Raw genomic sequence first — 21,890 nt, 5'->3', positions numbered from 1 at the left:
AGCACCTCATATCCCAGTCATTGCAGAAGACCTAGCTCCAAGTATCCTGTTTGTCACCGTAATGACAATCATCTGGAGAATCATCATGAGCACGCCCAGACAGGCTGCGTTGAAGTAACCACCATACTGCCCAGTGGCGTTCAGAATCTCATTGGTCCAGAAGGTCATCGGAGCCTCAGCGTGACCGATACTTCCTAGAATCAGGCTGGTACTGACCTCACTGACCGAGTAGACAAATGAGAGAAGGGCACCAGCCAATACACTCACTCCAATCAGCGGCAGCACAATCTTGGTGAAGGTCTGTTGCTTGCTGGCGCCTACGCTCATGGAGGCCTCTTCCAGCGCCACGGGAGTCGACTGCAGGCCCGCATACGCAGCTCTCACCGTGAATGGGAACTTCCTTACTGCATAAGACATTGTTATCAGGAAGGCAGGGTGATTCTGAGGGAGCAATGGAGTGTTGTAGAACAGAGTGAAGTAACCTGTCGCAATCACTATGCCGGGCAGTGCAATCGGCGATGTGACCAATAGGTCAAGCCCAGTCTTGAATGGTATGTCGCGTCGTGCGATGAGGTATGCCGCGCTGACTCCGAGAAACACTATGATGATGGTTGCTATCACACCGTAGATTAGAGTGAGGTTTATCGAGTTTGCAACATTGTCATACTGCCACAGCACAGAATAGTTGTCCAGCGTCCAGCTGTCAGGTAGGACGGAGTCTGTAGACCAGGTACGAGCAAAGGAAAGGATGATGACAGCGATTTTCGGGATTAGGGCGAGAAAGAGAAGCGGAATCATGAGCGAATACAGAACAAGAGATGTCCCGGCGCTCAGTCTTCTTGTACGAGGATTCCACTGGCCGCCTTTGGAACCCGAGGCGTATGACCGGAGGGACGCATATCGACGGATGGCGAGGAAACCAAGAAGGGCAAAGACAAGTAGTATCATTCCGACGGCCGGACCTGCAGGAGGTATGACACCGGACTGCCTGCTGATAATGCTCTGATAGACCTGATAGGCCATGGTCTTCTGGGCCTGCTGGTCTTCGGAGTACACTAGTGGAGTCCCTAGGTCTTCAATGCTCAAGATGAAGGTCAGTATCGCACCGGCCTGGATACCGGGCATGGCCAACGGGAGAGTCACCTTCCTGAATAGAGTGAAGCCAGTGGCGCCCAAGTTCTCAGCCTGCTCTTCAAGTGACGGGTCAATCCCCACAAACGAGGAGTACGCATTGAGGTATACCAGTGAGAACAGCGAAAGGCTCTGCACAAACACTATTGCAGCCAGCCCTCTAAGTTCGAATCTAAAGGGAATCCACTGAAGCGTTGTATAGAAGAGATTGTTGAAGAAGCCTGCACGACCCATGAAACGTTCAATGCCAATGGCGCCTATGAACGGAGTGGCCAGAATTGGGAATATCAACAGTGTTCGGACAACCGACTTGCCGGGAAAGTCGTACCTTGCAATCACGAAAGCAAAGAAGACGCCTAGCAGGACTGAGAAGGCAGTCACTATGACAGCCACATAGATGGAGTTCAGAACCGCGCCGAAGTCCCACCCCTGAAGAACGACTAGATCCCCGCCGGATGTGACTGTGGTCAGGTCTACGTAACTAGTCCAACCGGTTTCAGGGTCGTACTGCCAAGGCCAGAAGTTGGTGTCCCTGAACAGAGTCACAAAGTTCACGAGTGAAGGCAGGCCCGTGGTTGTGTCGTAGAAGGCCATGAAGAAGACGCTCAGCAGAGGCAGAACAAGGAACAGCATGAACACCGTGAGTACTGCAGCTATCTGAAACCACGACAAAGAGTCCAACTCGCGTCGCATCTTCGATATGGATTCGGCAATCGAACTCCGGGGGTTCCTCAGAAGGCGTTTCACCCGATGATGCCACGAAGAGTGCGACACTACTGAAGTACGTAGTCGCTTCATTCGGGACCTTACAGAAGCTGGAAGCCTCCGAAGTCCCGAGAGCAGCTGGTCCAACGGGCGTGCCGACTCAAGTTCTGGCTCATCAGCGGGCTGCTTCTCGCGCATCTGTCAGGTTCGCCTCACGAACTGCCGTGTGGGGACGTCTGAGTACTGGACTCGCACCTACTGCGAAGGCGTACGTAGCTCTGACGGCATAACAGGGCAGGACGCTGAAGCCCTGTTCGCAGCCTGTCTATTATAGGTATCCGTAGCCTTCTTCGAATTTGACTGTCAGTCTGCAACGTTACAGTCAACAGACTCGGCATGCCATCGGTTGTCCGGACCTGTGACCTAAGGTGGTGCGGTGAGCCCTGCCACACGGGCAAGGCTCGTCTTGCTTACGCAACCGCGAAACTCTAGCGGGCTTGATGTGGAATGAACACTATGGTACAAGCGCGTCAACGGCTGCATAGACTGCGGCATACTGAGCCTTCGCTGCTGTCGTCCACAGATTCTGTACCTGTTCTGCATAAGTCGGGTCAGAAATCATGTCACTGTTCATGTCAATCGCATACTGGACCGTAAACTTTCTTGAAAGCGATGACTTTGGGTCTACGATTGTTACTGGAGTTCCCATCTGAATGGCGAAGCTGTTGAACTCAGCCTCTGAAATATGACCGGCAAGAAGAGCATCCACCATCAGGTCCCAGCAGGAGACTAGCTCGTTATGCGCGTCGGTGAATACAGCTTCGAAATACTTCGTGAAGGCAGTATTCGTCAGGACAGAGAGGGTATCATTGAAGTCTATGCCAGTGTTCTGAACAGTCTGGTTGAAGGTCGCATAGAGAGTAGTCTTCGTCGAGCCATATGGAGTGTCAAATGCCTCTCTCATTACGGGCATCCGCATGATATTGGGGTTCAGCCACAGTGCTTGTGTCTCCGGCATAAACATCCAGTCCAAGAACCCTTCTGACAGAGTCATGTTGGGAGCATTGAAGGGAATGGCAATCGGGTCTCCATTTACAATCGTCTGTCCCTGCGGGATGATGTACTCGCAGTCGGGGTTCTTTGATTGGCTCAGGTAGCCGTAGAAGTCAATCGCCATTGCAACGCCAACTTGCCCTGTCTCTGCAGCGGTCTGGGTTTCAACAGACCCGGGGTATATGCGAGCACTCCCTGCCATGCGCGCCATGGTAATCCAACCATCATCCCATCCAAGAGCCTGTGTTATGATCTCGTAGATTCGTGTGTTGGATGTGGTACCCGGCGCATTACCCATCGCCAACGTCGGGATTGTGGGCAGTAGTTTTCCATATGTGGCATTTGCAAGGTCGGTCCACTTGTGGGGTACTGGCAATTGATACTCATCCAAGAACGCATGATTCACGATGAATCCAAACGATGAGATGGCTGCTGCCACCCACATTGTCTGACCAAGGGTGTTGTTGCGCTTCATGTCTGCACCAGCCAATGTGTTGTTGACCCTTGCGAGAGCAGCAGTCATGAGAGGACTGGTGAGAGGGGCAAGGCGGCCGTCTCTGAGCAGCTGGTCGAACAGCGTGGGACCGCCACCCCAACACACATCAATGCCACCAGCCGCGATTAGCTCGTCCCAGAACTCCCCAGTGGACGTCTTCCATGTGATCTCCGTGATGTGATTCGCCTTGGCAAAGTCGCTGTTCAGGAATGCACTTCGGAAGACGGATTGGATTGACACATCATGTCTCGTAAGAATGGTCAGTGCCTTTCCGGGGGGTCCAGTGGGACCGCCACCGATAAGGGACATGCCGATGACAGTGCCACCAATTACGACAGCAAGAACGACCACACCAAGCACAATCTTCTTGGTGTTGGCAGCAGACTCAAACTCGCTCATGTTGAATCCTCGTTGGATTGACTCCTTTCTGGAGGTTACAAGCATGGACTAGTCAGACCAGAGTAATTAAGCCTTTTCAACAGCGGCACTATGTCCAGCGTCGTGCAATCCAATCCGTTTCCCGCGGGTCTCTTGCGGTTCTCATTCACAACAGGCACGCCTTAGGAGGCCCAAAGGTTGCCCACAAGAAGGATGTGGATACTCCTAGTCGTTTCATGTTCGTGGAAGAGGTCAAGTGAAGTTGTCCGAGTGCATCTCGAAAAGGTTTTATCATACGAACCAGCACGAGTATTGTCTTCGACCTTGAAGACCATACGGAGGATTAGAACAATGGATTCCAAACTTCAAGTGAAGAGAATTGCATCGTTAGCATTGCTTGCAGCTCTCTTCATTCCAATCCTGATTGGTCCGCCACCAGCAGCAGCACAGACCCCAGAACCTCTAAAGATTGGGTTCTCGTATTCGCATGGCGAGTACAAGGCGGGTATCGCACCGCTTGACAACCTGCTGAGCGCGAACCTGACTAGGCTCGGATATGAGACCGTCTGGGCCAAGGGAGGCATCAACTCGACATTTCTGTCAGACCTTGACGGACTTGTGCTGACGTCCATATACGGGGCGACTTCAGGCTATCTCCAAGCAGAGAGGGATGCCATAGCGGCTTGGTTTGCGACTGGTAACAAGTTCATTTGGGTTGCATACGACTCGGACTACCACGGTGGTGCGAATGACGGCCAGTTTATCAACGATAACATGACAGCAATCCTCGAGGCTGTCAAGTCCCACGTCTATGGAGAGCCGACTGCAGTCCAAGACCCGATTTCAAATTGCGCAGCAGCATACAGGCCTGTGGCCAACGGCACGAGCACAAATGCCTTTGTCGCGAGCATCGTGCACAATGTCACGAAGGTGCTGATGCATGGTCCCACACTCTTGTACGGCAGCAATAGCGCCAATCCCGGCGAAAATGTCGCACCCGTAGCACTAGAAACGGTCAACATTCCGAATGTCTACCCGTTGCTGTACTATGGTGGCAATGCGACCATTGTGGACAGTGACACACTCAATCCCTACGCCCATACAGCGGGTGCAAAAGGGGCATTTGTCGCCATGACCATTGAAATCAACGCAGGTTCGAGCGGCAATGGGGTGATAGTGGTCTCAGGAGCTTCACCATACGGTGACTACCAACCAATGTATTCTCATCAATACTACGGTGTCACTCTGGACGGCTACTATCTGGTACTCCAAACGATTGACTTTGGTCTGAAGTATGCCACCAATCCACCCGTCGACATGACATTACTATACGTTGGGATAGGTGTTGGCGCGGTGGTCGTAATAGTCATCATCGTTGCGTTGATGAAGAAGAAGTAGATGGCACTTTGCGAGTCCAGACCGAGTACCAATCAGTCTGGCTCTAGGAGTCACACATGACTTGCCCGGCCCCCGACGCTTGGATGGGGACCGGTCTTATTTTTCTGTTCTAATCGAGATGGCGCTGAGAGCCTTGTGAGCGTTCTTTCAGCAGGTCTTGGACGCCTAGTGGTGAGCGTCTACAACCTTCGCATGGCTCGGTAGACCGGTGTGAAGGCCTGGAGTCTCACTCATACACACTCCGTGCAGGAGTACTTGGCCAATCCCGTGAGTGTCCAACCTTACGGCCGCTGTCACACGCCCTCTTTCGTCTCATTCAGCATGTCGCGCTCTTTCGTCCTGCACTTGGAAGAAGGCTTATGTCTTGCCACACCCAATACTAGGCTGTACCATCTCCGAAGAGGTTCCATCATTGAAACACCCGGTACTTGACCTAGTCATTCTGCTTCTCATCATGACATCGAGTCCTTTTGTCAACATGAGCCATCCTGCTGACACAGGCAGCATGGCTACTGCAGACGGTCTTCTTTCCAAGAACGTGCTGTTTGACGAGGCGCACACTGCGAACGGGAGCAGCCTGTGGGCACCGGGAAACGCGTCACTTTTTGGGTGGATGCTCGGTGTCAATGGTTACAACTCCTCAACCAACTTTGACCAAGCACTCGATTCGGGAGTACTGACCGGATATGACATCCTGGTCATTTTCTTCCCCATGATTGCACTCACCGCCTCTGAGGTAGAGGCGGTCCATGCGTTCGTAAGAAATGGAGGCGGGCTTGTACTGGTCGGTGCAGACAGCGACAACTGGTGGGGATTCTCAGGCAAGAACCTGAACCCCATCTCCGAGGATTATGGGGTGATCTTCAACGAGGACAAGACACGCGACACTACCAGTTCGTTTGTCGCACACAGTCTGACTGTCGGAGTCACAGATCTTCTTATTCAGGGCGACCAGCTCTTTGGTTGCTCTCTGGAGGTCACGGGCAATGCCACTACTGTGGTCACCAAGGATGGGAAGAGCATTGTGGCGATTGCAGAGGCCGGGGCGGGAAGAGTCGTATTCTCCGGAGCTCCGGGGCCATTCTACGTGTATCGCCAGAGGTCATACGGGCATGGAGATTCACACTTCCAGTTCAGTCTCAATGTCATTGACTGGGTCGCGCACAACACACAGAGGACCGCGGTCATTCCCGAACTCGCTGCCGTGAGAGCGGGCACAGGCCCAAGCCTAGGCACAACAGAACTACAGGAATACAGCATGTTTGTTGGACTAATTCATGATCATACCACACATAGTGATGGAGCTGACACTCCTGAGAGCATGCTTGCAGCTGGACTGAACAAGGGACTTGACTTCATGGTCATCACAGACCACGCACACAAGAATCCTACGCCGATAGAAGGAGTGACAGGAGCGATGGCGGTCCGTGACATCGCGCAACCACATGGCCTAGATGTGCACATAGTTGTTGGGGCGGAACTGTCTTCGGTCCATCACACTGTCGCATTCCCTCTGACGGAGAACATATGGACGTCCAGTCAACAAGAAGCAGTGGACCAAGCACATGGACAGGGTGCCATCGCCATCCTTTGCCATCCCACAATCGACGCTTCTTATGCTGACACTTACGAGCGCTTCGACGATTATGGTTACGATGCAGTTGAAATCGTAAACACAGGATACTTCTACGGTGGGGAAGCAGCCTATTTCAAGAACTTTGTTGGCGCCAGTGACGGCCACTCCGCATCGTTCGTCGGTCAGGTGCTGAATGCTGTATTCGTACAGAACCCCTCCGGACCAAACGGGCAGATTGCTGATGCGGACCTTGTAGATGCCATTTTGAACCGAAGACTCGTAATCCTTGACCGGGTAAACAACATGGTATTCGGCCAAGCGGTGTGGGTGAACCGTTATCTGGAATTGATGTCACTGGCGGAGACCCAGCTTGAGACTGCACAGGACACAATTGCTGCGATTAGCTCCACGACGAGTATAGGCCTTTCCGAAGCTTACCTTCAAGCTGCCAGCGTCGCTCTCGACAGCTGGAACCCGTCCCGTGCATCGAGACTCGCCATCAATGCGACTTCCGAAGAGGCTCTAGGCATTGATATCCAGATGGACGCAGCTGTCTATGTGGAGCCCAATACTCAATTCCCACTTCTCTTTAGGATCAGGAACAACCATACCTATCCCATCTCGATGAACACGTCCATGTGCGCGCTGCACTCGCTCACTGTTGATACGGTCACTCAGACTGTTGTCGCTGGCGCAAACAACTCTGAAACCTACACGCGCACGGGCACATCTGATGATGGTGGGTTTGTTGAGTACTGGCTGAACATCGTTTCGATCAATCTGACGTCATATCTGTCGCCCGTTCTTCTCACTCATACCGGAGTCATTGACAATGTCACCCACAAGATAAACCCGGCGGCCTCTGGAAACAGCATAACCATCACATATCACACTGATGCACTCTCACGCGGGAGGATATCTGCAGTCAACCTCGTCTATGATGATGGTTCAGGCGAGAAGAGCGTGGCCATGAGTGTTGGCTGGACCACCTACGAGAAGACGCTCGGACCGTACACCTCTTCTACGAACGTGACGTTCCGTGTGGTCATTGTTGACGATGCCAATCACACATACAACTTGCGCACACGCGTAGTTGAAATCGTTTCCGAAACAGGGGGTGTGGTACTTGATCCGATGACTCTCTCTGTCGGAGTGGGCGTGTTGATAGCAGTTGTCGCACTTGTAGTGGTCCTCAAGCGAAGAGGAGTAGTCTAGATCGTACAGCGGCAGCACATGATGAACACTGCCTCGGGCATGTCACTTCATCGGCGCACGAGTGTTAGTTACCGATAATTGCTAAGATTGTTCGCTAAATGGTGCAGTATGCCGTTCTGCAAATCTCTATATGCGTTATAGTACTACTAGTACTTAGGAATTCAGCGGGGTGTGCGGTTGTCTGCATCACCGGAACCACAGGACATTGATGACAGCCTGCTCGAGAGAAGCGCACTGTCATCCTTTGGAACAGCAATAGTGGAGTTCGAAGCGACACTATTCCAGAAGTTTCTGCACATATCAAGCAGACACTCACTGACCACACTAGAGGGGTTCAGGAAACTCCTAGCAAGGATGCAAGCCAAGGGATACGTGGCCCCACTGGAACTTCACGGAAACAGGGCTTGGAAGAGGCTTGTGGTAGAAGACCGGATTGAGGATGTGTTAATCCCACGCAAGATCAGGCAGCTGGAAGAGGCGCAGCGCGCATTTGTGGCGGGCTATGAGATTCCTGGGAGGACGGGAGACCGCGTAGTAAGCGAGTCAAAGGCCATTGCGGAGGACATACTCCGTACGATGAGAGCCAAGCTCTTCGCGGGGAAGCCAACGGATGAAGCTTCACTTCGACTGATGCTGAAGCATGTGGAGAACATGAGAAAGGCTCTGACAGCGTCCCGGAGAGAGCTGGAGGAGTATCTCAACACTCAAGCACCATCTCTGAAGCGGGAGATGGAACACCTACTCGACGCTAAGGGGGAGGACATGATTCTCCTCTCGCTTCGTCTCATCGAGACCGGATGATGCGCTCGCCTAGTATGCTCTCTCTATCAAGAAGTCGGCAAGATCAACTAGGAACTGCTTGCCCTTGGGGTTCAGTGGTGGTTTGGCGCTGTCTAGAGCGGCCTTTCCTTCGGCGAGAAGCTGCTTCATGATTCTCGTCGCAGCATCTAGGGCGCCCGATTCCTTGAACACCTTGCGAACCGTCGCAACCTCATCCGCAGTCATGTTTTGCTTACCGAGCAGCGACTCCAGTGTCTTTCTGTGGGCTTCTGAGCCGAGAGCATACGCCTGTATGACAAGCATCGTCTTCTTGCCCTCGCGAATGTCCCCATCAGCCGACTTGCCTGTCACTCGCTCATCTCCGAACGAACCAAGTATATCATCCTGCATCTGAAACGCTTGACCGACCTTTACACCAAACGTACCAAGAGCGGAGAGCTGTGATGCGGATGCTCTGGCCATAGTCGCACCCATGAGGAGAGACTTCTCAAACAGCACAGCCGTCTTCAGGCGAACCATTGTCAAGTACATGTCTGGTGAGGCATTCGGGTCTTGAATCATCACCATCTCCAACATGACGCCATCAGCAAGCTGCTGGTATGCGTCCTGATAGTACTTGAAACACGCAGTGGCAGTCTCTGGGTCAAGGTTGGAGTCGGTTATTATCTGACAGCCCATGTTCAGGAGTATATCACCACCGAGGATTGCCATCGCCGCACCAAAGTCTCTGGCTCGTTCCTCGTCAGATCGCCTGTTCTTCTTGTACCACTCCCTGTAGAGAGCATGCATCGTGGGTCCTCCGCGTCTGGTTTCATCATGGTCTATCAGATCATCGTGTAGAAGCGACCCGTTATGGAGCAGTTCGAGGGCACATGATGCTCTGTAGAGATGCTTGAGCTTCACCTGTTCGCTGACAGCCTTATAGCCAGTGACCACTAAAAGAGGGCGTAGTCGCTTGCCCCCCCGAGTGAGGTACTCGGTGACACTGCGGTAGTAGTGTTCGTGTATCAGCCCAAGCTGCTGACCCTGCTTGACCTTCAGGTCCATGTACTCGGCGAGTGCTTGGTTCACCGTATTCAGCTCGGCTTTCATTGTTTCCTCGAAGTTCGACAAGTGCAGACCTCACTCCATCTGTGACGTCCGGGCATATTGCGGCCTATTTAGGCATTTCTCATTGTGTCGAACATTGGTTCACGAATTGGCGAAGCTCACCATAGAGCCCGGAAAGAGAAGAAGCCACAACTGCCTGCGGTTCGATGAAGTAGACGCCACAAGAGTCGTGGCAACATTCGCCGCTGCATCGACACTACTGGCGTGTGAGAGGATTCTCATATTGCCATTCGTCACCATGATTCATGTCTAACCATGCAGCTCCTGCCTCATGTCTGCAAGACGCAGCATCGGAACGACGACCCCTATCAATCGCCATGCTCACAGTGTCCACTATGCCTGGTCACGGCTCGGGCAGGTGACTGGATGCTTGACATAGGTGCTGTAGAGTGTCATCAGAGTCGAAGACCTATATCAGTAGTAGTCCACGCATGACAATCACACAGGTCCCGCTCACCTTCACGAGCCTAATATCAGTTGCATCGCCTTGAACCTCTATGAAGAGCTTCCCCGGTCGCTTCATGAAGTGCCCCTGTTCAACAACAATACTAGTGACAGGTATGGTGGGTTCGAACAGACCGTACTTTATCATGTAGCTCCCCATGCTCGCTGCACCAGAGCCTGTGACAGGGTCCTCGGGAATCCCAAGCGCGGGGGCAAAGTGGCGGACGTGCACATCTGAAGTGGGTTCAAGAGTCTCTCTCGTGAACAACTGCATGGAGAGCCAGTCAGACTCTTTCTGGAGAGCGTCGAGACGGTCCCAGTTCGGATGGACGCGCTCGAGTGCCTTTATGGTCCTCACGGGAATCATGACCTGAGGAATACCTGTGCTCACAGTCTGGATGGGGCCCTGCGTCATTATGTCTGCGAGGTTCAGACCTAGCGCCTCAGCATACTCCTTTGGGTCATATGTGTTCATGAACTTGGGACTCTCACGAGAAATCTGGATCTCATGCATGCCGGTGCTCTCGTTCTTCACGACTTCCACTTGGACAATGCCAGATGCGGTTTCGGCGGTGAACATGCTCACATCGGCCACAGCCTCTATGTCACCGGTGTCTAGGAGCGCTGCGAGAGCCGCGGTCACAAGATGACCCGAGAAAGCCATCTCGCCACGAGGGGTCATGAACCTCAGTCGCATATCAGCCTTCTTGGACGGGTACACAAACACCGTCTGCGCAACGGCCATCTCACGGCTCACCCGCTCGGTCATCTTCTCATCGAGACGGTCAGCCCGAAGCACAACTACAGCAGGATTTCCACCATATGGGACGTCTGTGTATGCGTCAACCTGAAGAACCGGTATCTCTGAACTCCGCTTCATTGAACACACTCGACAGGAATTCCACAACCGGCTAATTAACCATGCTACATGACCTAGGTGCGGTTCTGGCACTCATGCTACTACAGCGACTCCATAGAAAGCATATTCTCCGGGCATGCCGTTTCTTCATAGACTTGATTCAACTATCAGTCTGCCACATTGGCGAGAGTGGATTCTGTTGATTAGGGCTCTCTGACTGCAGGACAATCACACAGAACAATGAGGTGGCGGGTGTGTGGGTAATCGTGGTAGGAGGGGGGAGTTTCGTAATTGAGGGCATGTAACGAAAAACTAGCCCACGCACCCGCCTTTGCTATCAGACTGTCTTGGTTCTTACATGCCGTTGGGTGTATATGCATCCTCACAGCTGCTATTTAAGGTTTCTACTTTGGACTTTTCCTAGTACGGCTGCAAGTTCGACAATAAGGGGCATCAAAGGTAGGACTTGTCGAACGATCTCCCGGACAGGGATAGCCCTTCGAATGATGCCTGTCTACTGGTCGTCCATTCCTAGATGCACACAGTCTAGCAGAGGAGGCCTGCTACTCCCAGGGGCCTGTACTCCCAGGGGCCTGCACTGAGATTACTCCTTGAAGCTGCCTGAAGGAGCCAATTGAGTTCTGACTCAGTGCAGCTACCCGGGGCTCATGACCATCTTGTGGCATGTGCCTGTCGATGTCCGACTTCTAGGCAATGGTTACGAACCTTGGAAGGGTCTGACGATGCTGTCCTCCTCGACTTGATCGGGCTTGTGACCCTTTCGCCACTGATCGATGGACTTTGCTAACTTCTTCTCAATCAGTGGTCTGTGGATTGTGTTCATCGTGCAGAACGGGATGATTCGCCCATCTGGCACTGCATAGTTTATGTCACAGTGCTGAACTCGTTCCAAGTCGAAGTTGTACGGGTCTTGGAAGTGCATCATGCCCACCATGATTACGCGTTCCATGAACTTTGAGAGCGACTCGTAATCGCCGCGGTTGAGGAAGGCGCTGACTAGGTCCTTTATCAGGCCCTTGCGCTTTATGTGGCGAGCACCTCCCGCCAGCTTGGCCTTCGCCCTTGCGCTCGCTCCTCTCTTGCCCTGGACAAACAGCTCGGAGATCTCCACAAGCAACTCAAGGAACTTCTCGACATCTATGAGCTTGGTAATTGGCTCATAGCTACCATCCTCATCGACATAGAGGAAGGTCGACATTCCGCAGGCGAAGTGTGAACTCAGTTCCAGCTGAGGAGTACCCTTCATGAGTCCGAGAGCCCTTCCGACGGGCATCATCGCTGGAACAGGATACCATTCCGAAGCGGGTATTCTTCCGCCAGTCTGTTCCTCGATCTTGTGTATTGCATCCGGAATGGTGATGCGCATCCTGTGGCGTGCATCATGGTCAATACGGCCAGTTATGCTCACAGGCTGGAAGTTGACGCAGCGTATGACATCGCGGTTCTGTACTGCAAACTCGATTATCCTACCCAGCTGATCGTCGTTGACTCCTCTCACGACAGTTGGAACCAGGACGAGTGAGTCCAGTCCGACCTCCCTGCAGTTCTTGATGGCTTGCTGCTTGATTGGAAAGAGATCAACACCGCGTGCTGTCAGATATGGTTCTGGCGTCACACCATCAAACTGCATGTATATTGTTGACAGGCCAGCCTCTTTCAACTGACGGGCGAACTCCAAGCTCTTGGCCACACGGATGGCATTGCTCGCTATCTGTACATGTCTGAAACCAAGCTGCTTTGCCCATCGGATGTACTGGAGAATGTGCTTGCTGACTGTCGGCTCACCGCCCGCAAACTGAATGGCCGGGGCCGGAACCGGCATGTTACTCCTGAGATTCTTCATCATCTCAAGCACTTCTTCCGGTGTCGGTTCATACACACTACCCGACTCAGCTGCCTGTGCGAAACAGATTGGGCAGCGAAGGTTACACCTGTTGGTGACGTCAAGAAGAGCAAGTGCGGTATGGGACTTGTGTTCGGGACACTGCCCGCAGTCTTGTGGGCAGCCAAGGACTGTCTGGGTCCGCGGATTGTCAAGCCCCACGGACTTGTACCAGTATGTCGAGGCACGCCTGTACATCTCGGCATCGCCCCAGTAGACATCGATGAACTCCCCGTGTTTCTCACATGTCTTCTTGTACATGACCTTGCCATCTTCCTCGTATAGCATCGCATCGATGACGACCACCTTGTCGTCCGTCAGGAAACACTCTGGGCAAATCGACTGAGTCTTGTGTGGTAGGGTTCGCGGGGGATACTTCTCGACATGGTACCTCTTGATGTCATGCCCACCTGTGACATGGGTGGGTGGCACCTCGGGCACCTTCTTGACTTCTGGTTCCATTAGATGACTCTCCAGGAATTGTAGTACCACCACTGAAGCGAGTGGTATTCTGACTCTGAGCCTGAGGAGGGAGTATATAACCGTTGTCAGATGTTTCAGAGTATGAAAGGAGGGATTCCTAGTCCTCCTCAGTGGGGAGAGTGAGAACATAACCCATCTCAAACCCCCCACGATCGGCTCGCTTTTTTGCCACGATGAGGTCGAGTTGTTCTCGTGATATCCCCCGCGTCTTGGCCAACTGGAGTACTGCCTCAACTATGTCTGCGAGTTCCTCGTTCGACCCGGATGAAAAGAGCTCCTCCGCCTCCTCAAGTACCTTCAGACGAAGCAGATGGTCAAGCTCCTCCTTAAGTGCAGTCCGCACAACGGGAGTCTGTCCGCTGCTTCGAATCAGGTCCGGTATGCGGTCGCGCACCAGTTTTTCTCTTGCCAAGAGGTCCCTGCCTCCTTGGCTACGAGATGGCCAGCGCCACGTCTAGATGGTTCCGAGCCACTTCGATGAAGGACTGGACGCCCGCAAGGAGGTCTGCTGGCAATGCCTCGGTCCAGACACTCCTGTCGCCTCGATCGACCCCGTGCTTCATGTCCTCAAACCGAAGCAGTGATGGTTTGAGTGACTTGTCAATACTGACTGTCCCAATCCACTGACCATCTCGAATCACCTCGTAGAGAGGGAGCTTGTAGCGTAGTGAATCAGGTACAATCGCGTCCCAGTAGAAGGAGAAGCCGTTGAACTGCTTGGGCTGACCTAGGGCTATTGTATACGTGTCAAGGTGTGCGTTTGCAGCAACAACCTTGTAGACCATACCTATCCTACAGTTAAGACACTGATTGAACTCCAAACCGTCGCCCGACGGAGTGACGTAGGCAATCCCGTTCTTCTCGATGTTCTCATCATTGCAGTGCATACATAGGCGCATACCCCACCTCACGTCAATCTGGTCCTTCAGAGGGCCGCCCATGAATCGACTCAACGCTCCTCTGAACGCAGTCTTGGCAGACTCTACGCCCTCAGTGTCCATCTTCTTTCTCACTGCAGTCCAGAGTTCTAGACGGTCCTGCCACAGCACATTCAGGACCATGTCGAACAGCTTGTCAAGTGTCCGATTCTCCAGAGCGCTCATAGTAACCACACAGCATCACCATTGCGTTCCACGTAATTAAGTCTTCAGCGCATACACTCGCCCATCCAACAGGTGGGTCAAGAAGACTTAGCCTAAGGTTTTTAACAGGTTTAGGTGAGTGACCACCCCAAGCCAATCAGGTGAGAAAAGGATGGATTGCCAAATCATCCAGCAAGTCTGGTCGCAAGTCTGCGAAGACTGATCCAGTGCACTCTCCTGATGACAAACATGATAGCCGCTCTGTTCTCAAAGACTGATGACCAACAAGAGGAGACCATAATGAGCCCATTGCCGAAACGGTACGACCCTGTAGCCATAGAGAAGGAAGTCCTGCAGTTCTGGGAGAAGGACTGCACTTGTCAGAAGACTGTAGAGTCTAGGTTATCCGGTCCGAAGTGGAGCTTCCTTGAGGGACCCCCTACAACAAACGGATTCATGCATGCTGGTCACGCTCGCGGCAGAGCCATGAAAGATGCTCAAATCAGGTACATGACCATGATGGGCTACAATGTCTGGAGGCGAGGTGGCTGGGACATGCAAGGGCTACCTGTGGAGCTTGAGGTCGAGCGTAGTCAGGGCATCGCTGACAAGGGGGACATAGAGAAGACACTGGGCATGGACGTGTTTGTCAAGAAGTGCAAGGAACTTGTCGACTACTACTTGGCTGGATGGGTGCGAGACTCTGTGAGACTCGGACTGTGGCTGGACTTCGAAACGGCCTACCAGACCAGAAGAGATGACTACATAGAGCATGTGTGGCACTTTCTGAAGATGGCAAGCGAGAAGGGACTTCTCGGCAGAGGATACAGAGTGAATCCCTCTTGCCCGCGCTGTGTGACGGCGGTCTCTGGTCATGAAGTCTCTCAGGGCTATGCCACCAAGGTCGACCCGTCCATCTACGTCAAGTTTCCGTTGTACGGGCGCGAGAACGAGTACCTTGTAGTATGGACCACCACACCCTTCACACTCCTTTCTAATGAGATGGTCTCGGTCCATCCTGACTTCACGTATGTGAGAGTGAAGGTTGGCATCGAGCACTGGTGGCTTGTTGAGAACCTAGTCGGAACGGTCATGCAGAAGGCAGGTGTGGAGAAGTTCAGCATCGTTGATTCATGCCGAGGAGAGGAGATGCTCGGATGGAAGTATGAGCATCCGTTCAAAGCAGAGGTGCCTTTCCACAGCGAACACACAGAAGGGTATATGCACGCGGTGGTTGTGGGCGAACACGTCACCGTCGAGGATGGCACAGGACTCGTCCACACGGCGCCCGGGTTCGGCCCTGACGACTTCGAGGTGGGTGTCAAGTATGGGGTCCCGGTCTTCTGCCCGGTCACCAAGACAGGGAGATTCACGGAAGAAGTACCGCTCTTCCAAGGGAAGTATGTGTTCGATGTGAATAAGGACGTCCCTAAGATGCTACGGGAGAGGGGTCTCCTTGTGCACGAGGAAACAATAGAACACGAGTATCCGCACTGTTGGAGGTGTGACACACCGCTCATCTACCTTGCAGACTCGTCGCAGTGGTTCCTCAAGATGATAGGCGTGAGAGACCGTCTGGTCGAGAAGAATAACCAGATCCAGTGGACCCCTGAGTGGGCAGGAACCGGAAGATTCGGTGACTGGCTGGCCAATGCGGACGACTGGTGCATATCGCGCTCGCGAATATGGGGCACACCATTGCCCGTATGGGTCTGCGAGAAATGCAAACACGAGGTTGTGATTGGTTCAAGAGACGAACTGAAGAAGCGTGCGGGCAGACTCCCAAAGGATTTTGAGCTGCATCGCCCTTGGGTCGACGCGGTCGTGCTCAAGTGCGAGAAGTGCGGAGGTCGTATGCTGCGTGAGCCGTTCGTCACCGACTGCTGGTTGGACTCGGGAATGGCACACACGGCGAGTGTCGACTATCTCAGAGACCCCAGTCTCTTCAAGACACTGTTCCCCTACGACTTCATAACTGAGGGAGTGGACCAGTCTCGTGGCTGGTTCTACAGTCTCCTGTACACATCAACTGTCATGCACGACAGCTATCCATTCAAGACCTGCGTGAGTCAAGGTCACGTGCTTGATGAAAAGGGCGGGAAGATGAGCAAGTCCAAGGGCAACGTCGTCTGGATGAAGGACGAGCTGGACAAGGTCGGAGCAGACGTGTTTCGGCTCTTCATGTTGAGCAGGTCTACGCCGTGGTCCAGCATGAACTACGATCCGAAGGAGGTCGAGTTCACAAGGAAGTACCTCGACATCCTGTGGAACGTCTTTCTATTCGCCGAGACATACATGGAACTGGACAAGTTCAGATTCGATGAGAAGAGGATGAGAAGGGGGCTTCGCAAGGCCGATTTGGAGGACCGGTGGCTTCTCTCAAGGGTTCAGACTGTGCTTGGAGAGTATCATGAGCACATGGGGAAGTACTTCTACCACCAAGCCAGCAGAGCACTGATCGACTTCTTGAGCGAGGACCTGAGCAGGGTCTACATACCTCTGGTCAAGAAGCGAGTCTGGCTGGACAGCGAGGACCCGAGGAAGATAATGGCGTACGATGTCATGTACTACACTCTTCAGACGCTCACAAGGGCGTTGAGTGTGTTCACACCATTCCTTGCCGAGAAGCTCCACAGGGACTTCTTCACTCGCTTCATGGACGGACTGCCCGGGTCAATCAACATGACGGACATGCCCCGCGTCGAGAAGAAGCTCTTGGACAAGGAGATGGAGGCCACATTCGAGGTACTTCAGGAACTCAGGAGTGCTGCCAGTAATGCCAGGAACAAGAAGGGAGTGAAGCTCAGACATCCAGTGGCCAGAATCATGCTTGTGCCGGTCTCTGATGAGGTGGCTGCGAGAGCAAGAAGCCTGGCTGAAGTGCTAAGGAGCGATCTGAACACTCGGGAGTTCGAAGTACACATGACAGACGTAATGGCAGGCTTCGTCAGACTGATTGTGAAGCCAAACTACAAGGTTCTCGGTCCAAAGTACAAGTCACTGATGAAAGACATAGTCGCCACATTGCAGCAGGGGGACGCTGCCGCGCTCAGGAGAGAACTGGAAAAGGGTAGCGCAAGAATAGAGGTGCGGGGAGAGAACATAGTCCTTGAACCCGGGGACCTAGAATTCGAAGAGACCATGCCAGACCATCTCGGACTCGCCCATAGCAAGATAGGCAAGGTATATGTCGACATGACAAGGACCAGAGAGCTTGAGGCAGAGGGGCTGATCAGGGACGTCACAAGGAGGGTTCAGGTTATGCGGAAGGAACTGAACCTGAGAGTGGAGCAGTCGATAGATCTAGTTGTCCAGTTCTCGGAGGCGGAGTCGGCAGAGCTGGCCAAGTCCGTTGGTGGGTACCTGGCAGGTGAAACACGGGCTGCGAAGATAGACATACTAGGTCCAGATGCAAGAGTCAAGTGGAAAGAACATGCGTTCGTCAAGGAGTGGGAGATAGATGACCTGAAGGTGAAGGTGGGAATGTCACCTATCTCCCCTTAGGATGGTCGTACGCTATCGTCTCAGTGAGCGCATAGAAGAACTCCGTGTTCTTCTCAATCGAACTCAGAGAGACCCACTCGTTGGGACCATGGATGTTATCACCCTCGGGGCCAAAGTCAAAGACCTGGACACCTTTGCCGACAAAGAACCGAGAGTCTGACGCGCCGCCACCCTCGACAAACTGACATGGGAGTCCGGCCTTCTTCAGTGAGTGTGCTGCAGCTCTCATGAAGTACGACTGTGTATCAGAATCGACGAAGCCCGCACCGCTGTCCACATGGACTGATTCTGCTTCAACACGACCGCCCAGTGCCCCCTCTATGGCTCGCTTTACAGCACCCCCGTCATTCGTCATTGCTCTGACGTCACAGTATAGCCTCCAGACCCCGTCCTTTAGGCCTAGTAGGTTCGGGGCAACGATCGTACCCCTCTCTGACGGCCTCGTCGGAAAGCTCGCGCAGGAGATTGCAAGCAAGGACCGCATCAGGCCGGTCAAAGCGAGGTCATACTCCACTTGCTCACCAGAGTCGGAAGGGCTAACGAGGTCCAACTCCACCCAGTCGGGAACCACGTTTGATTTGATGAACGCACCCCGGATGTCCTTGACTAGTGAGGTCGGATGTGACTCCAGATACCGCGAGGCGGCAAGCATGGCATGTCTGTCCACACCGAGCCGCAGGTATGCCGAGTGTCGCGTCTGAGAACCGAATGTGTCAGTGTTGAACCGGACGGGTTCCACTGTCCCAGTGGTGTACTGCTTCACTGGTCGCACTGTTATCGTTGCAGGCAGTATGTTCCGGCGCCTGAATATCACCTGCTGATGGATGCCGTCAGCAACAAGCACATAGCGTGGAGAGAGACCCTCACTGCGAAGGTGCTCTCTGAGATACCCTGCGCCGTTCACTCCGCCTACTTCTTCATCCCCGGTGGCTGCGAACAGCACGGTGCATGGCAACTTGGATTCAGCCAGTTTCTCTGCAAGCAAGAGCACAGACACTATGTTGCCCTTGTCATCGCTGCTACCGCGTCCAAATGCCTTGTCATCTTTCACAATAAGGGTGAACGGGTCGCTCTCCCACCCGTTTCCCGGGGGTACAACATCGAAGTGTGTGAGAAAGAGAATCACGTCACCTCCAGTGCCCATCACACCCAGAGAAGTATAGACACCTTCGTGTTCCAATAACTCAGTCCTGACTCCCAACGCATCAAGGTGGGAATTGATGTATTGGGGGCATTCACTCGACGGACGCCGATTCTTCTCGGGGTCGCTAACGGTGTCAAAGGCAACGAGGTCAGCCAGCAGCTTCTTCGATTCCACTCGCGTTTCAGCTCGGTTGTCAATTCGTGATACGGAGAGAAATAGATACCGCCTGCACGTCCTTTCTCATGCGAGAAGACAGAATGGTAGCGCTCCGAAGAGCGCTACTCAGAACACGCTAGCCAGTCCGTTTGTAGACATAGCGGGCCCAGTTGCTCGGATCAGGCATCGACTCGGGCATCTTCTTCCGCTTGCGAATCTCAAGTATCTTGGACTGCTGCAGACTGGGGGGCAGTGTATCGAACCCCTTGAACTCATAACCGAAGAAACTGCGGCCGGATGTGGCGCTTCTGAACTCATCGGCTATGCCAATGGTCTCTGCGGTCGGAAGTGTGCCCTTGATTGTCACAGTCTCCTCCTCAGGCTCAATCGTCACAATCTGCCCCCTGTGACCAGTGAGCACCTTGATGACCTGTCCCTGGGTGTCTGAAGGGGTCTTGATGTCAACGGAGAGCACCGGTTCGTGTATTGATGGCGCACCGGAGAGGAACGACAGGTTGAGAGCCGCAGAGGTCATTATGGCAATTTCACTGTAACCAGTGTGTGCGGGGTCAGTGTGGACGGTAGCATCAGTAATGACCACCTTGACACCCATGACTGGTTCGTGGGCAAGGGGACCGGAGTCGATAAACTCTCTGAAGGTGGACTGGACATACGGCAGTATCCTGTCGAATCTCTGAACACCGGACATGGCGTCAACAAGCATGGAGGACTCGTAGATGTCAAGTATCTTCCTCGCCTCCTTCGGGTCCCAGCCTGCTTCTTCCCTGAGGATGTCTGCTCGCTCACGGGCACCCTGTTCAGCTGTGATTCGCTTCTTCCGAATCAGCTCGACTGTCTTTTCATCTAGGGGCTCGACATACAGCTTGAGTCGGTTGTGACCATTCGGGGACTTTGTGTGGAACTCGGCTCCTCGCTGACTAATCTTCTCACGGTAGACTATCACAGGCTCAGACACCTTAATCTTGACCTGTTCATCGATACGCTTAGTCAGAATCTCAATCTGAAGAGGGTCAATACCATCAAGACGGTACTCTCCAGACTCCTTGTCATGCACGAAACGTGCGGTTGGGTCAGCCATGATCCACTTTGACACGGTCTCACCCAGCTTGGCGATGTCAGAAGGGTCCACCGGCCTAATACTGCGACTGACCACAGGTTCGCTGGCATAAACTATGGCCTCGAAACCAGGTAGGTCCGAGTCCGGGTCAACAAAGGACTCGCCTGCCGGGCACATGAAGCCAAAGACCGAAAACAGGTTGCCTGCGGGAATCTCCTCCATGTCCAGGATGTCCGTGATCTCCTGTACCCCCAGACGCTTGATGCGAGCGTTCTGCTTCATGTTCACCAGTCGAACCTCCTGTTGGGCCTTAAGAGTCCCCGAGAAGACGCGACCGATGAGTGTTGGTCGCTTGCTCTTTGGATCTACGAATATCTTGGTGATCATGCCAATCAGGGGACCCTTGGGGTCACAAGCAAGCAAGGCCTGACCGGCAGGGGTCTGCAGATCGCCTCTCCAAATTCGAGGGATCTTGTACTTCTGTGCCTCACGGGGGTTAGGCAGGTGCTTGACAATCATCTCAAGAAGCGCCTCATCCAGGGGCAGATTCGCCCGGAGCCAGTCCGCTTGGCCTTGGTTGTACTTCTCGAAGACGACCATTGGGTTTATGCCTTTCTTCTTGAGTGTGCTGATTGTGAAGGCCCACCCGGTCTTGGCGCTGCCTATTGCAACACTGGCGTCTGCGAAACTCACTTGCCACGACTTTGCCATCTCTGGCGGTGCCACCTTCCTGATGAGTTCGTTCACCTTGGCAATGATGGCATCGATTCTCTCCGAGACCTTCTTGGGCGGCAACTTCAGCTCGTTTATCAGCCGGTCCACCTTGTTGACAAAGAGTACAGGTCGGCACGCCTCGCCTCCAACTGACAGACGGATGTTGGTTTCTGTCTGGGGCATCACGCCCTCAAGCGCATCGACCAGAATCACCGCACCGTCGCTTGCTCTTAGTGCACGAGACACCTCTCCTGTGAATGAGAGATGTCCTGGAGTGTCAGAGAGCTGAACCAGATACTCCTCACCGTCAATTTCGAAGTTCAGCAGTACGACGGATGTGAATATCGTGATTCCTCGCGCCTGTTCTTCCTCGTCACTATCGGTCATCAGAGCTTGGCCTGCGGCAGCGTCACTCATCAGACCGGCTGCACGCAGCAGATAGTCACTCGTGGTGGTCTTCCCATGGTCGATATGTGCAGATATCGATATGATGCGTTTGTGCTCAAAGTCATCGGACATTATGAGCTTCTTGATTGCCTCTGGATCCTTGATTTTGACCAAGTTGCTCACCCTAGTCATGCAGAGCTCTATCTCAGGCTGATTCTGCCAGCTCGAGAGAACTCGACTTAATCCGCCGGTCGGGCATCGGCGACAGGTCGCTTCACATTTGTGCTCCATAAA

14 protein-coding genes are annotated in these 21,890 nt (G+C 53.4%); 5 read left to right on the top strand and 9 right to left on the bottom strand.

Annotated features, from left to right (window positions below; genetic code table 11):
• Window positions 1-6 precede the first annotated feature (6 nt).
• Window positions 7-1,878 (bottom strand): iron ABC transporter permease, encoded by a 1,872-nt coding sequence (locus HXY34_11950; protein ID NWF96845.1) that lies wholly within the window; start codon window positions 1,876-1,878, stop codon window positions 7-9.
• 472 nt (window positions 1,879-2,350) lie between these two features.
• Window positions 2,351-3,784 carry an ABC transporter substrate-binding protein gene (locus HXY34_11945; GenBank protein NWF96844.1) on the bottom strand — a complete coding sequence of 478 codons (1,434 nt, stop codon included), beginning with the start codon at window positions 3,782-3,784 and terminating at the stop codon, window positions 2,351-2,353.
• A gap of 330 nt (window positions 3,785-4,114) precedes the next feature.
• Here HXY34_11945 and HXY34_11940 point away from each other — a divergent pair, with 330 nt between their 5' ends.
• The 3 genes from HXY34_11940 (at window position 4,115) to HXY34_11930 (ending at window position 8,753) form a co-directional block, all read left to right on the top strand.
• On the top strand, window positions 4,115-5,161 hold the full coding sequence (locus HXY34_11940) for a hypothetical protein (protein NWF96843.1): 1,047 nt from the start codon (window positions 4,115-4,117) through the stop codon (window positions 5,159-5,161).
• A 364-nt stretch (window positions 5,162-5,525) separates the two neighbouring features.
• Window positions 5,526-7,952: a hypothetical protein gene (locus tag HXY34_11935; GenBank protein NWF96842.1), complete on the top strand. Its 2,427-nt coding sequence runs from the start codon at window positions 5,526-5,528 to the stop codon at window positions 7,950-7,952.
• 177 nt (window positions 7,953-8,129) lie between these two features.
• Window positions 8,130-8,753: a hypothetical protein gene (locus HXY34_11930; GenBank protein ID NWF96841.1), complete on the top strand. Its 624-nt coding sequence runs from the start codon at window positions 8,130-8,132 to the stop codon at window positions 8,751-8,753.
• A gap of 9 nt (window positions 8,754-8,762) precedes the next feature.
• On the opposite strand, the gene HXY34_11925 is transcribed toward HXY34_11930, so the two are convergent.
• Window positions 8,763-9,845, bottom strand: a complete 1,083-nt coding sequence (locus tag HXY34_11925; GenBank protein ID NWF96840.1) for a polyprenyl synthetase family protein — start codon at window positions 9,843-9,845, stop codon at window positions 8,763-8,765.
• 73 nt (window positions 9,846-9,918) lie between these two features.
• Here HXY34_11925 and HXY34_11920 point away from each other — a divergent pair, with 73 nt between their 5' ends.
• Window positions 9,919-10,095, top strand: a complete 177-nt coding sequence (locus HXY34_11920) for a hypothetical protein (protein NWF96839.1) — start codon at window positions 9,919-9,921, stop codon at window positions 10,093-10,095.
• 156 nt (window positions 10,096-10,251) lie between these two features.
• Here HXY34_11920 and HXY34_11915 read toward each other — a convergent pair whose 3' ends face one another.
• The 4 genes from HXY34_11915 to HXY34_11900 all read right to left on the bottom strand — a co-directional run bounded on the left by HXY34_11915 (window position 10,252) and on the right by HXY34_11900 (window position 14,634).
• Window positions 10,252-11,166 (bottom strand): PhzF family phenazine biosynthesis protein, encoded by a 915-nt coding sequence (locus HXY34_11915; GenBank protein NWF96838.1) that lies wholly within the window; start codon window positions 11,164-11,166, stop codon window positions 10,252-10,254.
• 697 nt (window positions 11,167-11,863) lie between these two features.
• Window positions 11,864-13,336 carry a radical SAM protein gene (locus HXY34_11910; protein NWF96837.1) on the bottom strand — a complete coding sequence of 491 codons (1,473 nt, stop codon included), beginning with the start codon at window positions 13,334-13,336 and terminating at the stop codon, window positions 11,864-11,866.
• Between the two features lie 292 nt (window positions 13,337-13,628).
• A complete protein-coding gene (locus HXY34_11905) occupies window positions 13,629-13,943 on the bottom strand; it encodes a nucleoside triphosphate pyrophosphohydrolase (GenBank protein ID NWF96836.1) in 315 nt (104 codons plus the stop codon).
• A 19-nt stretch (window positions 13,944-13,962) separates the two neighbouring features.
• The gene (locus tag HXY34_11900; GenBank protein ID NWF96835.1) at window positions 13,963-14,634 is read right to left on the bottom strand and encodes a hypothetical protein; all 672 of its coding nucleotides are present in this window, start codon (window positions 14,632-14,634) and stop codon (window positions 13,963-13,965) included.
• A gap of 156 nt (window positions 14,635-14,790) precedes the next feature.
• On the opposite strand from HXY34_11900, the gene HXY34_11895 reads away from it, so the two are divergent.
• Complete coding sequence (locus tag HXY34_11895; GenBank protein ID NWF96834.1) at window positions 14,791-18,117, top strand: isoleucine--tRNA ligase; 3,327 nt, start codon at window positions 14,791-14,793, stop codon at window positions 18,115-18,117.
• Here HXY34_11895 and HXY34_11890 read toward each other — a convergent pair.
• Together HXY34_11890 and HXY34_11885 are read right to left on the bottom strand one after the other, a co-directional pair.
• Window positions 18,104-19,435, bottom strand: coding sequence for a M20/M25/M40 family metallo-hydrolase (locus HXY34_11890; protein NWF96833.1), 1,332 nt, complete (start codon window positions 19,433-19,435; stop codon window positions 18,104-18,106). The two genes, HXY34_11895 and HXY34_11890, sit on opposite strands and share 14 nt — an antisense overlap.
• A 118-nt stretch (window positions 19,436-19,553) precedes the next feature.
• Window positions 19,554-21,770 carry an elongation factor EF-2 gene (locus tag HXY34_11885; GenBank protein NWF96832.1) on the bottom strand — a complete coding sequence of 739 codons (2,217 nt, stop codon included), beginning with the start codon at window positions 21,768-21,770 and terminating at the stop codon, window positions 19,554-19,556.
• Window positions 21,771-21,890 lie beyond the last annotated feature (120 nt).

It is taken from the genome of Candidatus Thorarchaeota archaeon, assembly GCA_013388835.1.
GTDB lineage: Archaea > Asgardarchaeota > Thorarchaeia > Thorarchaeales > Thorarchaeaceae > JACAEL01.
This window is presented reverse-complemented; position numbering and strand designations above follow the sequence as displayed.

Excerpts from the sequence above, each read along its gene's own strand:
- HXY34_11940 (NWF96843.1), top strand. The coding sequence starts at position 4,115 with ATGGATTCCAAACTTCAAGTGAAGAGAATTGCATCGTTAGCATTGCTT.
- HXY34_11900 (NWF96835.1), bottom strand. The coding sequence starts at position 14,634 with ATGAGCGCTCTGGAGAATCGGACACTTGACAAGCTGTTCGACATGGTC.
- HXY34_11945 (NWF96844.1), bottom strand. The coding sequence starts at position 3,784 with ATGAGCGAGTTTGAGTCTGCTGCCAACACCAAGAAGATTGTGCTTGGT.
- HXY34_11915 (NWF96838.1), bottom strand. The coding sequence starts at position 11,166 with ATGAAGCGGAGTTCAGAGATACCGGTTCTTCAGGTTGACGCATACACA.
- HXY34_11910 (NWF96837.1), bottom strand. The coding sequence starts at position 13,336 with ATGCTATACGAGGAAGATGGCAAGGTCATGTACAAGAAGACATGTGAG.